Below are 13,398 nucleotides of genomic sequence, written 5' to 3' on the forward strand. Positions count from 1 at the left end.
CTCAGTTCATCGTGGACCTGATCGCCGGATAGAGCGCCCGGTAACGGTCATAGGCCGCGTGATAGGACGCGGTCAGCGCCGCCACCGGCTCGATCGTCTCGGCCGTTTCGGGCTGGCTGCAGACGGCGAGCGGATCTGCACCGGTCGCCGCGATCAGCCCCAGCCGCGCCGCGCCAAAGGCTGCGCCGAAATCGCCGTCCGCCGGAATGTCGACCGGCATGTCGAGCGCCGTGGCAATCGAGGCCAGCCAGTAGCGCGACCGCGATCCACCGCCGATCGCCGTCACCCGCTCGACCTTCGTGCCAGCCGATTTCAACGCTTCCAGGCTGTCGCGAATAGCAAACGTGACGCCCTCCATCACCGCCTGCGTCAGCGCAGCGCGGCTGGTCTCATGCGCAAGGCCGATAAAGGCGCCGCGGATCTTTGCGTCGTTATGCGGCGTGCGCTCACCCGACAGATACGGCAGGAAGGTGACGCCGGACGGCGCATGGAGCGTGTCGCCAACCTCGGCCGAAAGCTCTCCGGCGGTCATGCCGGTGATCCGCGAATGCCAGTTCAACGCGTCGGTGGCCGACAGGATGACGCCCATCTGGTGCCAGGTGTTCGGCAGCGCGTGGCAAAAGGCGTGAACGGCGCTTTCCGGCTTCGGCAGGTAGGAGCCGTTGGCAGCAAACAGCACGCCGGACGTGCCGAGCGAGACGAAGGCGTGGCCCTCGGCAACCGTGCCCATGCCGCAGGCCGAAGCGGCATTGTCGCCTGCCCCGCCGGCGATCACGACGCCCGGCTGCATACCCCAGGCGGAGGCGAGTTCGGCGCGCAGCGTGCCGCCCTGCTGCGTGCCTTCGACCAGCGCCGGCATCTGGTGCTCGGAGAGGTCGGTCGCGGCCAGAAGCTCTGACGACCATTTGCGGGCGCCGGTGTCCAGCCAGGATGTGCCGGCTGAATCCGACATCTCGGAAATGTGCTCGCCGCTCAGCCAGAGCCGCAGGTAATCCTTCGGCAGCAGCACCTTGGCGACCTTCGCAAACACCTCCGGCTCGTTGTTCTTCACCCAGGCAAGCTTCGGCGCCGTGAAACCCGGAAACACGATGTTGCCGGTGATCGCCCGGAACCGCGGATCGGCGTCGAGCGCGGCGGCCTCGGCAAACGAGCGGGTGTCGTTCCACAGGATGCAGGGGCGCAGAACGCTGTCGTCGGCGCCAATCAGCGTTGCGCCGTGCATGTGACCGGAAAGGCCGATGCCCTTCACGGCGGCAAGCGCTGCGCCATGCGTCGCCTTTAGCGACCCGACGGCCTCCTGCGTCGCGCGGGTCCAGTCCGCCGGGTCCTGTTCCGACCAGCCGGGATGCGGGCGCGAGACGTCGATTGCGGCGGTAGCCGAGCCGATGACGGTCTGGTCGCCGTCGATCAGCATCGCCTTGACGCCGGACGTGCCGAGATCCAATCCGAGATACATGGGTCTTCTCCTTCGCTGCCCCTCAGGGCAGGTTGTCTTTCAAAAAAATATCGATGCGGATGCGTTCCTGCGCCGTCACCACCGGCGATCCGTCGGCCTTCGCCTTCAGGACGCGGATGGCACTGCGCACCTCGTGGCCTGCATCCTGGTTGAGCACTGCATCGACCACCTCGTCGAGGAGCGCTGTCCGCGTCGCCTCGGTCAGTTCATGCAGCACGACGACGGGGCGGCGCTCCGCCGGTAGCCGGGAAACGGCGCGGATCAGGCCGCGATTGCCGGCCCCGCAACTGTAGATGCCGGCAAGCTGCGGCTCATCGTGCAGCGCCCGGCTCACCAGCCGCTCGGTCTCCTTCGGATCATCCCGGCCCTCGACCACCGACAGGATCTGCTGCTGCGGGAACTTGTCGCGCATGACGCTCGAAAAGCCGTCGAGCCGCTCGGCGTGGTCGCGCACCATCAACGATCCGGCCAGCGGCAGCACCGGGCCGCGCCGGCCACCGAGGAAGCGGCCGATCAGGGTCGCAGCGGTCCGGCCGGCGGCGGCGTTGTCGATACCCGCATAATGGGTGCGGCTGGAGCCGCCAAGGTCGGAGACCAGCGTCACGACCGGAACCTGCGCCTCGGCCAAGCGATCCGCCGCGGCGCGAACCGCCGCCGCGTCGACCGCGACAAACGCAACGCCATCGGGCCGGTCGAGCGCCGCCGCATCCAGCGCCGAGACCAGCGCCGCAACGTCGAAGGCTGCCACGTCGACGATCGTCAGCCGGATCCGCTCGGAGGCGGCCCGTGCCGCGGCGGCAGCCACCTCTGCGCGCAGGCCGATCATGAACGAATTATCGTTGGCGGGAAGGATGAAGGTGAAGGCGTAGACGCGGCCCTTGGCAAGGTTCGCCGCCGCCTGGTCGCGCACGAATCCAAGTGCCGAGACAGCCGCTTCGACACGCTCCCGCGTCACCAGCCGCACGCCGGCGCGGCCGTTGAGAACACGGTCGACGGTCGCAAGGCTGACGCCCGCATGTGCGGCAATGTCGTGAACCGTCGGCTTCATGTCTCCTCCGCGGGAAGACATAGCCTGCATTTTGAGGTACGTAAATCAGAAATTATGCGCAGCCGCCGAAGCCCATGCGAAAGGGGCCGCCGCTTGCGCGACGACCCCTTTCAGGCGGTGGATTCTATGTGCGGGCTTGTCTAGTGCCCGCTGCCAGAGGGTGGTGCGGCTTTCGGCTTCGCAATCATCACGACCAGCAGGATGAGCGAGGCGAAGAGGAAGGTCAGACCGGTGAACACGTCGATGAACGACATGATCGTCGCCTGCTGGGTGACCATGCCGGACAGCCGGCTGAGCGCCGCCGTGGCGCCATCCATGCCGTAGGTATTGAAATTGGCGCCGACGCTGTTCAGCCAGTCCATGGCTGCCGGATTGCCGTAGTTCACATGCTCGGACAGCCGCGCATAATGCTCGTCGGCACGCTGCGTCAGCATCGTATTGATGATCGCCAAGCCGACGGCACCGCCGAGATTACGCGTCAGATTATAGAGGCCGGAGGCGTTCTGGATCCGGTTCGGCGGCAGCGTCCCCAGTGCCACGTTGTTGATCGGCACCATGCACAGCATCAGCGAGCAGCCGCGCAGAATCTGCGGCAGCAACAGCTCGTAGAAGTCCCAGTCGGCGGTCATGCTGGTCATCAGGTAGGTGCCGCAGGCGAAACCGAAGAAGCCGATGCCCATCATCACCCGCGGGTCGAGGCGGCCGGACAGGATGCCGGCGACCGGCGCCGTGAGGAACATCGCCAGGCCGGAGACGAACATCGTCTCGCCGATCATCAGCGCGTCGTAGCCGCGGATGCGCCCGAGATACAGCGGGTAGAGATAGGTCAGGCCGTAGAGCCCGACGCCCATGGTGAACGAGAACAGCGAGCCGAAGGCGAAATTGCGGTTGGCGAACGCCTTGAGGTCAACGACGGGGAAATCGACGCGGAACGCCCGCCAGAAGAAAATCACCGCGCCGATCACCATGGCGAGCGCTCCTAGAACGATATGCTCGTCCTGGAACCAGTCCTTGTTGTTGCCTTCCTCGAGCACGTATTCCAGCGAGCCGAGGAACACGGCCATGGAGAACAGGCCAAGCCAGTCGAAGCGCTTCATCAGCGAATGCTGCGGCTTGTCGAAGTCGATGAAGCTCCAGGCGAGCGCCGTGACGAAGATCCCCGGCACAATGTTGACGAGGAAAAGCCAGTGCCACGAAAAGGCATTGCTGAGATAGCCGCCGACCGTGGGGCCGATGGTCGGTGCCAGCGTCGCGATAAGGCCGATGATCGGCGACACGATCGAGCGCTTCGACGCCGGGAAGATGGTGAAGGCGGCAGCGAACACCGATGGGATCATGCCGCCGCCGATAAAGCCCTGGATGGCGCGGTAGATGATCATCTGCTCGATGTTGGTCGCTGTTGCGCAAAGCGCTGACGCCATCGTGAAGCCGGCGGCGCAGATGGTGAACAGCACCCGCGTCGACAGAATGCGGGCAAGCGTGCCCGACAGCGGGATCATGATGACTTCGGCGATAAGATATGCCGTCTGCACCCAGGCGATTTCGTCGGAACCGGCCGACAGGCCGGCCTGGATCTCCGCGAGCGACGCCGAGACGATCTGGATGTCGAGGATCGACATGAACATGCCGACCACCATGGCGAAGAAAGCGATCAGCTTTCTCCTGTCCATCGGCGGATCAGCGGGTATGGCGCCCGCAGTGGCGGTGGTGGCGGCCATGGCTAACTCCTTCGCCGGAAATTCCCTTAACGGGATGCGTCCGGCGCGGTGCGGGTATCAATCTCGGCGACGACGCTGAGGCCGGCGCGCAGGTGACCTCGCTCCAGTTCCTCGCGCGGGATCGAGATGCGCACCGGCACGCGCTGGACGACCTTGGTGAAGTTGCCCGTGGCGTTTTCCGGCGGCAGCAGCGAGAACACCGCGCCGGATGCCGGCGCGATGGACTGGACCGTCCCCTCGACCGACCGGTCTTCGAAGGCATCGACATGCACCCGCACCTTGGATCCAGGCACGATATGGCCGAGCTGGGTTTCCTTGAAGTTCGCCTCGACGTAGAGCGCATCGAGCGGCACGAGGGACGCCAGACGCTTGCCGGAGCTGAGGAAGTCGCCGACCTGGACGGCAAGGTTGCCGATGGTGCCGTCATAGGGCGCCTTCAGGACGGTGAAACTGAGATCGCGTTCGGCCTGCTGGACCGCAAGTTCCTGCAGACGCACGGTGTTGACGGCCTCGGTGCGCTGCGCCCGCAAAAGATCGATGTTTGCGCGTGCCGTGGCGACCGCGGCCTGGCCGGCCTGCAGATTGGCGTCGGCTTGTTCCAGCGCCACCTGTGCATTGTCGAGGTCGGCGGTGGTACCGACGGATTTCGCTGCCAGTTCGGCGGTCCGCTTCTGGGTGATCTGGGCGCCGCGAACGATGGCGCGAAGCGCGCCGAGCTGCGCCTCGGACTGGCGCAGGCTCGCTTCGCCGCCGGCGATCTGGGCGTCCATCCGGGCAACCGCCAGGTTGGCGCTTTCGACATTCGCCTGTGCCTGCTCATAGGCGATCCGATAGTCGCCCTGGTCGAGCGTCACCAGCGGGTCGCCGGCCTTGACGATTTGGTTCTCGACGACATTGACCTTCTCGACGTAGCCACTGACCTTCGGCGCGATGACGGCGATATCGCCTTCGACATAGGCATCGTCGGTCGACACCAGGAACCGGCCGTCGGTCCACCAGTTATATCCGTACCAGCCGGCACCGCCGAGGATGGCGATCACCAGCAGCGGAATGATCGGGTTGCGCTTCTTCTTCTTTGGCGTCGCTTCGTTTGGCTTGGCGTCTGTCGCAGCCGGTGCAGCGGCGGACGGCTTTTCGCCGACCGGGGCATCGGAGCGTGCCTCCACCTTGTCAGTGGCGGCCTGATCGGCCGAAACGACGCGCAGCGGTCCATTGTTCGCGGAAGTAGTCATAAAAGGTCACCGATGAAACAGAAAGCCGAACGATCGAACCGATCGGTTCAATGGCGGTTGACATAGTCCCTTCCATCTCACATATCAAGGCCAATCGAACCGACCGGTTCGAAAAGGTTGACAATCAGGAAACGGAATGCCCGAAACGAAGTCTACGCCCTGTGATACGGCCGGTCAGCCCGGTCGGTTTCCTGCCGGAGAAGATCCGGCAAAGCGGGAGCAGATCCTCGACGGCGCGAAGCGCGTTTTCATGAGCCTCGGCTTCGATGCCGCCAGCATGAACGACATCAAGCGCGAGGCCGGCGTCTCGAAGGGCACAATCTACGTCTACTTCAACGGCAAGGACGACCTGTTCCAGGCGATCATGGAGCGCGAGCGCCAGAACCTCGCGATCTCCATGCGAGACATCCTGGAAGGCAGCGGCGAGGTGACGGACGGCCTCTATCGCTACGGCATCGGCTTTTGCCAGCACATCACGTCGGACAGCTCGATATCGGCGATGCGCACGATGATCGCCGTCGTTCCACGCATGCCGAAGCTGTCGCGCAAGTTCTTCCAGAACGAATCCCTGAATGTCCGCACCGTACTGGAGCGTTTCATCGAGCAGCATGTCGAGCGTGGCGCACTGGTGGTCGACGACATCTCGATCGCCGCCCGCCAATTCATCGAGCTCTGCGGCGGCACCTTCTTCAAGCTGCGGCTGTTCGGCGATCTCGCCGCACCACCGACGGCCGAAGAGATCGAACGGGTGGTCAAGTCCGCCGTGCGGATGTTCCTGTGCGCCTACGCAAAAAAAGATGACGACCGGTTGGAATAAACCGGCGGTCAAAGCGTATACTTCCCCGCGGCTTGCTTTGGCAGGCCGGAAGCCGATATCGCTCTCATCCGGCACGCCGGAGGGCAAGGGGAATTATCAATGCAAGACATAATGATGCTTGTGCAAGATCCGGCCGCCTGGGTGGCGCTGGTGACGCTGGTGGTGATGGAAGTCGTCCTCGGCATCGACAACCTGATCTTCATCTCGATCCTGACGAACAAGCTGCCGCCCGAAAACCGTGAGAGAGCCCGCAAGATCGGTATCGGCCTGGCGCTCGTCATGCGCCTTGCGCTGCTCGGCACCGTCGCCTGGATCGTCCAGCTGACGACGCCGGTGTTCGAAGTGTTCGGCCATCCCTTCTCCTGGAAGGACATGATCCTCATCGCCGGCGGCCTCTTCCTGGTCTGGAAGGCGACGAAGGAAATCCATCACAGCGTCGACCTTGAAGATCACAAGGACAGCATGGTCGGCAAGACCGTGACGACGACCTTCGCCTCCGCCATCGGCCAAATCCTGCTGCTCGACCTGGTCTTCTCGATCGACAGCATCATCACCGCCGTCGGCATGACCCCGCATCTGCCGATCATGGTCGTCGCCGTCATCGCCGCCGTGACCGTGATGCTGGTTGCCGCGACGCCGCTGGCCAACTTCATCGAGCGGAACCCGACGATCGTCATGCTGGCACTCGCCTTCCTGCTGATGATCGGCACGACGCTGATTGCCGAAGGCATGGGCTTCCACGTGCCGAAGGGCTACATCTACGCCGCCATGGCCTTTTCGGCGATGGTGGAAGTGCTCAACATGTACGCGCGCAACGCCCGCAAGCGCAAACGCGGCACTGTGCACTGACCGGTAACGGACGGTCGCGGGGCGGCTTGGAACTTTCGTGGCGCCATTGTATTTAGGTGCCACGAATTCCTCCCCGGCGGCGTCTATCGCCGCCCCTCCCCCCGGAGCGGCATGACCACCCAACAGATACTCGCGTTCGCCGTGATCGGCGGCATGATGGCCGTCTTCATATGGGACCGCTTCCGCTACGACGTCGTTGCCTGCAGCGCCCTAGTGGTCGCCGTGGCGCTCGGCGTCGTTCCTGTCGACCATGCGTTTTCAGGCTTCTCCGATGACATCGTCATCATCGTCGGCAGTGCGCTGGTGGTGTCGGCCGGGGTTGCCCGTTCCGGCATCGTCGACGTCGCGATCAAGAAGTTCTTCCCCAACCTGAAGACCGTCCGGACGCAGATCATCATGCTGATGATCGTCGTCGCCCTCCTGTCGGCCTTCATCAAGAACATCGGCGCGCTGGCGATCATGATGCCGGTCGCCTTCCAGTTTTCGCGCCGCGCCGGTGTGTCGCCGTCGCGTTACCTGATGCCGATGTCGTTCTCCGCCCTGCTCGGCGGCCTGATGACGCAGATCGGCACCTCTCCCAACATCGTCGTGTCACGCCTGCGCGGCGAGATGACCGGCACGCCGTTCACGATGTTCGACTTCACGCCGGTGGGTGGCGTCCTCACCATCGTCGGCATCATTTTCCTCGTCTTCTTCTATTGGCTGGTGCCCGAGCGCCGCAAGCAGGTCGGCTCGATCGAGGAGGCGACGGAGATCTCCAACTACGCCTCCGAAGCCACCGTTACGGCGCAGTCGGTGGTGGTCGGGCGGCCACTCAGCGAGCTTCTGAAATTCGGTGAAGGCGAGGTCGTCGCCACCGCCGTGCTGCGTGGGGCGACGCGCATGTCGCCGTTCCCGGACCTGACGCTGCGGGAAGAGGATTCCGTCGTGCTGGAAGGCCGTTCGGCCGTCCTCGACACGGTGATCTCCTCGGCTAAACTGCAGCTGTCCGGCAAGCCGCTGCGCGAAAACGGACTGCCGCAGCAGGATCTGCTGTCGATCGAAGCGGTGATCTCGCGACATTCGGGCCTGGCCGGCCGGTCGGCGAAAGACCTCGCCCTGCCCTATACCCGCGGCGTCAACCTGCTGGCAGTCAGCCGGCGCGGCGAGCGCCTGCGTCAGCGGCTGCACGACGTGGTTCTTCAGGAAGGCGACGTGATCGTTCTGCAGGGGGGCCGTCAGACGCTGCCGGTCGTGCTCCAGGATCTGGCGCTGCTGCCGCTTGCCCAGCAGGAAGTCCTTCTCGGCACCAAGCGAAAGGCACTGATCCCGATCAGCATCCTGGCGCTCGCGATGATCCTCACGGCATTCGGCTATACGCCCGTCGCCGTGGCCTTCTTCGCCGCAGCACTGGGAATGGCGATTGCCGGCGCCGTGCCGCTCAACGACATCTATAAGGCGGTTGACGGCCCCATCCTGGTGATGCTCGGCGCGCTGATCCCGGTATCGGACTCTCTGCGCACCAGCGGCGGCAGCGAACTGATCGCCCAGTGGCTGGGACAGGTCGCTCACAGCCTTCCCGCCTACGGCGCCCTTGGCCTGATCATGGTGACCGCCATGGCCGTCACGCCGTTCCTCAACAATGCGGCGACCGTACTGGTGATGGGACCGATCGCCGTGAGCTTTGCAACGACGCTCGGATTCCGGCCGGAGGCATTCCTGATGGCGGTGGCGATCGGCGCCGGCTCCGACTTCCTGACCCCTGTCGGCCACCAGTGCAACACGCTGGTGATGGGGCCAGGCGGCTACAAGTTCTCCGACTACCCGCGCCTCGGCCTGCCACTGTCCTTCCTGATCGTCATCGTCAGCGTCCCGACGCTGATGTGGTTCTGGCCGGTCCGCTAGCCTCGCACCGCGGATCGCGGCCGCGCCGGCTGCCGCAATCCTGCAAAAACCTTGACGCTTTCGGCTGAATATGTCCTAAGGCCAGCCAATCCCGAGATTGAAGCCAGCGCCCCTGATGGCGCTTTTCCAGTTCGAGCAGGCACCCATGAACACTTCCGGCGTCCGCGTCCGCATCGCACCCTCTCCGACCGGCGAACCGCATGTCGGCACCGCCTATATCGCGCTTTTCAACTATCTCTTCGCCAAGAAGCATGGCGGAGAATTCATCCTGCGCATCGAGGATACGGACGCGACGCGCTCGACGCGGGAGTTCGAGGACAAGGTGCTCGAGGCGCTGCGCTGGACCGGCCTGACCTGGGCGGAAGGCCCGGACGTCGGCGGCCCCTATGGTCCCTACCGCCAGTCCGACCGGAAGGACATGTACCAGCCCTACGCGCAGCAGCTGCTGGACAAGCGTCACGCCTTCCGCTGCTTCTGCAGCCCCGAGCGGCTTGAGCAGATGCGCGAGGCCCAGCGTGCTGCCGGCAAGCCGCCGAAATACGATGGCCACTGCCTCAACCTGACGGCCGAGGAAGTCACCTCGAAGATGGCAGCCGGCGAGAGCTCGGTCATCCGCATGAAGATCCCGACCGAGGGATCCTGCGACTTCAACGACGGTGTCTACGGCGACGTGTCCATTCCGTGGGATTCAGTCGACATGCAGGTCCTCATCAAGGGCGACGGCATGCCGACCTATCACATGGCCAATGTCATCGACGACCATCTGATGAAGATCACCCACGTCGCCCGCGGTGAGGAGTGGCTGGCATCGGTGCCCAAGCACATACTGCTCTATCGCTACTTCGAGTGGGACGAGCCGAAGTTCATGCACCTCTCGCTGATGCGCAACGCCGACAAGTCGAAGCTGTCGAAGCGCAAGAACCCGACGTCGATCTCCTACTACTCGGCGCTTGGCTATCTGCCGGAAGCGCTGATGAACTTCCTCGGCCTGTTCTTCGTGCAGATCGCCGAGGGCGAAGAGCTGCTGACGATGGATGAACTGACGGCGAAGTTCGACCCGGAAGCCCTCTCCAAGGCCGGCGCCATCTTCGACATCCAGAAGCTCGACTGGCTGAACGGCCGCTGGCTGCGCGAAAAGCTGTCGCCGGAGGAATTCACCGCCCGCACGCTCGCCTGGGCCATGGAGAACAGCCGCCTGACCGAAGGCCTGAAGCTTGCTCAGAGCCGCGTCTCGAAGCTCGGCGACCTGCCGAACCTCACCGGCTTCCTGCTGGCTGGCGACGTCGGACTGACACCTGCGTCGTTCTCCGGAATGAAGACCACGCCGGCTGAAACGCTGGAGATCCTCAACACTGTCCAGGCCGACTTCGAGAAGATGCCGGAATGGACGGTCGAAAGCATCGACCAGGAACTGCGGGCTGTGGCCGACAAGCTTGGCAAGAAGCTGCGCGTCGTCACGCCGCCGCTGTTCGTCGCCATGTCGGGCAGCCAGCGTTCGCTGCCGCTGTTCGACAGCATGGCGCTGCTCGGCCGCTCGGTCGTGCGCCAGCGCCTGAAGACCGCCGCGACGGTGGTGGCCTCGATGGTGGGCGCCGAAAAGTAGCGGCATATGCGACGGGTCCCCTCCCCTTGTGGGGGTAGAGCCCGCGGCACCGCCGTGTATTCCATGCCCGAAGTAGGCGAGATAAAAAAATGACCGAACAGAAGACCGAAACCGCCCTCTCCTCCGACGCCACCGAAGTGCGCCGCCAGAAGCTTGCCCTGCTGCGCGAGAAGATCGGTGATGTCTATCCGGCGCATTTCCACCGCAGCATGACGAATGCCGAGCTTGCCGAGAAGTATGAAGGCCTGGAGCCGGACGTCGAGACGACAGATGTCGTCACCGTTGCCGGCCGCGTCTATTCCTCGCGCAATTCCGGCATGTTCATGGATATCCGCGACGCCTCGGGCAAGATCCAGATCTTCAGCCACAAGGACACGACGCCGGAAGCCGCACGCGACATGCTGCCGATGATCGACCTCGGCGACATCATCGGCGTGACCGGCGTGGTGCGCCGTACCAAGCGCGGCGAGCTGACGATCAATGCGCAAGAGATCACCATGCTGACCAAGGCGCTGCTGCCGATGCCGGAAAAGTGGCACGGCGTCACGGATGTCGAGATCCGCTATCGCAAGCGCCACCTGGACATCATGACCAACGAAGAGAGCAAGCTGCGCTTCCAGCAGCGCTCGCGGATCGTTTCCGGCATCCGCCGCTTCATGGAGGCCGAGGGCTTCCTCGAAGTCGAGACGCCCATGCTGCAGACCGTCTACGGTGGCGCGACCGCCGATCCGTTCAAGACCTTCCACAACACGCTGAAGATGGACATGTACCTGCGCATCGCGCCGGAGCTGTTCCTCAAGCGCACGCTGGTCTCAGGCCTTTCCGACAAGGTGTTCGAGATCAACCGCAACTTCCGCAACGAAGGCGTGTCGACGCGGCATAATCCAGAGTTCACCATGATGGAGTGCTACTGGGCCTATGCCGACTACGAGGACATCATGGCGCTGGTCGAGCGCCTGTTCGAGCAGCTGGCAGTGTCCATCCACGGCACCACCGACGTGACGTTCGCCGACAAGCAGATCTCCTTCAAGGGACCGTTCAAGCGGGTTCCTATGCCCGACGCCGTCAAAGAGGTGACCGGCATCGATTTCCTCGCCATGAAGACCGACGATGAAGCCCGCACCGCCGCCAAGGCTGCCGGCTTCGCGGTCGAGAAGGACTGGACCTGGGGCGAGTGCCTGGCGTTCATCTTCGAGGAGAAGGTCGAGGGCACGCTGATCCAGCCGAGCCACGTGACGCATTTTCCGAAGGACATCTCGCCGTTCGCCAAGGAAGTGCCGGGCGAACCGCGCCTCGTTGAACGCTTCGAGACCTATTGCAATGCCTGGGAAGTGGGCAATGCCTTTTCCGAGCTCAATGATCCGGAAGAACAGCGCCGCCGCATGGTGGAACAGCTCGAGCAGGCGCATGCGCGCGGCGAAAAGGACAAGCAGCTGGACGACGAGTTCCTCGACGCGATCGACCAGGGCATGCCGCCCGCCGGCGGTCTCGGTATCGGCGTCGACCGGCTGATCATGCTGCTGACCAACTCGCCCTCGATCCGCGACATCATCCTGTTTCCGGCGCGCCGCAACAAGGTCGACTAACACATTCGACCCCCGATCACCGATCAACGGCCTGCCTTGCGGCGGGCCGTTTTTCGTTCGTGCGTACGAGCGAGAAAAGACAGCGAAGCGCGAGCTACGGCGCACCTTGCTCCGGCTTGTGCTCGGACGGAGGCTCCTTCGGCACCGCGACCTTGATCGGATCGATCCCGTCGTGATGCGGCGCATCGCCTTCCGCACGGTCGGGCTCCGGCGGGGGAGCGGCTGGATCAGCTGGATCTGCCATGACGACCGCGCCGAGTTGCCCCTCGTTTCCGTCGTGCCCACCCTGACTGCCTGTCGGTGCCGGGCCGAAGATCATTCCCTTCAGGTAGCTGATGAGGCCGCTATCTGCCGCATCGCCGTTCTTATCCTCGGCAGGCTCGTTGGCGTGACCGGCATTGTCCGCCGGCTGATCGCCGTGCTCGACCGTTGCTGCACCATGATCGGCAGCCTCAGCATGCGCGGGCTCGGCGTGGCCGCCAATCGCGGCATCCGGCTTTCCGCCCTGTGCCCCGGCAGTCGAACTGCCGTGCGCCTCACCCGGAATGATCGGCGAGAGACAGTCGGCGCCGTCCGTCAGCGACGCGGCAATCTTTTCGACGCTCTCCAGCGTCGGGTCGATGCGCTGGCCATAGAAGTCACCGCTCTTCGTCGGCTCTCCCTCGACGTAAAATGCTGAATATTTCACGTCCGAGAGATCCGGCGCCCGGGTTGCATCGGGAATGTAGACGACCTGTGCGCCGATTGCGCGTCCGCGCATGCTGGCGCGCTGCGTGGGTCCGGCCTTGTCGAGCACCGTTACCTGAACGAGATCCGCCTTCTCCGAGGCTTCCACCGATCGGGCGACGCGCAAGGCTGTCTTCAGGCGCGAAATCCCGTCTCCACCATCGGTAAAGACATATTTCCGCACCCAGTAGTGCTGGTCGCGCTTGATCTTGACGAGCTGCAGCGTCGTGCATTCCAGCCCGTTCACCGATTGGTACGAGGGTCCGAGAAGATTATCTCCGACGACGAACAGAGCTGCTGCCCCGCTCCCGCCGATCAGGACGAAGCCGCCAATTATCGCAAAGAGGGTTCGTGACAGCCGTAACCTAACGCGCTTCACGCCCGGACCTCCGGCATGCGCAACCCCCTCAACGCAACTCAACATCTCGCGTCAGCCACTGTTGCCGGGCAATCTTTGAGGAAGCTTTAATCCATGGAAA

General features: G+C 64.0%; 10 protein-coding genes. 5 read left to right on the forward strand and 5 right to left on the reverse strand.

Going from position 1 to position 13,398, the window contains the following annotated elements:
- Position 1: 1 nt before the first annotated feature.
- The 4 genes from xylB to ACR65N_RS14530 all read right to left on the reverse strand — a co-directional run bounded on the left by xylB (position 2) and on the right by ACR65N_RS14530 (position 5,454).
- Entirely contained in the window at positions 2-1,456 is a 1,455-nt protein-coding gene (gene xylB, locus ACR65N_RS14515) for a xylulokinase (protein WP_440457579.1), read from the reverse strand.
- 22 nt (positions 1,457-1,478) lie between these two features.
- Positions 1,479-2,504, reverse strand: coding sequence for a LacI family DNA-binding transcriptional regulator (locus tag ACR65N_RS14520; RefSeq protein ID WP_440457580.1), 1,026 nt, complete (start codon positions 2,502-2,504; stop codon positions 1,479-1,481).
- Between the two features lie 140 nt (positions 2,505-2,644).
- Positions 2,645-4,222: a DHA2 family efflux MFS transporter permease subunit gene (locus ACR65N_RS14525; RefSeq protein ID WP_440457581.1), complete on the reverse strand. Its 1,578-nt coding sequence runs from the start codon at positions 4,220-4,222 to the stop codon at positions 2,645-2,647.
- A 26-nt stretch (positions 4,223-4,248) separates the two neighbouring features.
- Positions 4,249-5,454 carry an HlyD family secretion protein gene (locus tag ACR65N_RS14530; RefSeq protein ID WP_440457582.1) on the reverse strand — a complete coding sequence of 402 codons (1,206 nt, stop codon included), beginning with the start codon at positions 5,452-5,454 and terminating at the stop codon, positions 4,249-4,251.
- 136 nt (positions 5,455-5,590) lie between these two features.
- On the opposite strand from ACR65N_RS14530, the gene ACR65N_RS14535 reads away from it, so the two are divergent.
- The 5 genes from ACR65N_RS14535 to lysS all read left to right on the forward strand — a co-directional run bounded on the left by ACR65N_RS14535 (position 5,591) and on the right by lysS (position 12,193).
- Positions 5,591-6,271, forward strand: coding sequence for a TetR/AcrR family transcriptional regulator (locus ACR65N_RS14535; RefSeq protein WP_430304641.1), 681 nt, complete (start codon positions 5,591-5,593; stop codon positions 6,269-6,271).
- Positions 6,272-6,370: 99 nt separating this feature from the next.
- On the forward strand, positions 6,371-7,120 hold the full coding sequence (locus ACR65N_RS14540) for a TerC family protein (protein ID WP_440457583.1): 750 nt from the start codon (positions 6,371-6,373) through the stop codon (positions 7,118-7,120).
- 111 nt (positions 7,121-7,231) lie between these two features.
- Positions 7,232-9,004: an SLC13 family permease gene (locus ACR65N_RS14545; RefSeq protein WP_440457584.1), complete on the forward strand. Its 1,773-nt coding sequence runs from the start codon at positions 7,232-7,234 to the stop codon at positions 9,002-9,004.
- 145 nt (positions 9,005-9,149) lie between these two features.
- Positions 9,150-10,607, forward strand: a complete 1,458-nt coding sequence (gene gltX / locus ACR65N_RS14550; protein ID WP_430304645.1) for a glutamate--tRNA ligase — start codon at positions 9,150-9,152, stop codon at positions 10,605-10,607.
- A gap of 89 nt (positions 10,608-10,696) precedes the next feature.
- Positions 10,697-12,193, forward strand: a complete 1,497-nt coding sequence (lysS, locus tag ACR65N_RS14555; RefSeq protein WP_440457585.1) for a lysine--tRNA ligase — start codon at positions 10,697-10,699, stop codon at positions 12,191-12,193.
- Between the two features lie 94 nt (positions 12,194-12,287).
- Here lysS and ACR65N_RS14560 read toward each other — a convergent pair whose 3' ends face one another.
- Positions 12,288-13,298 (reverse strand): hypothetical protein, encoded by a 1,011-nt coding sequence (locus ACR65N_RS14560; RefSeq protein ID WP_440457586.1) that lies wholly within the window; start codon positions 13,296-13,298, stop codon positions 12,288-12,290.
- Positions 13,299-13,398 lie beyond the last annotated feature (100 nt).

The sequence above is a fragment of the Rhizobium sp. SAFR-030 genome (assembly GCF_059415005.1).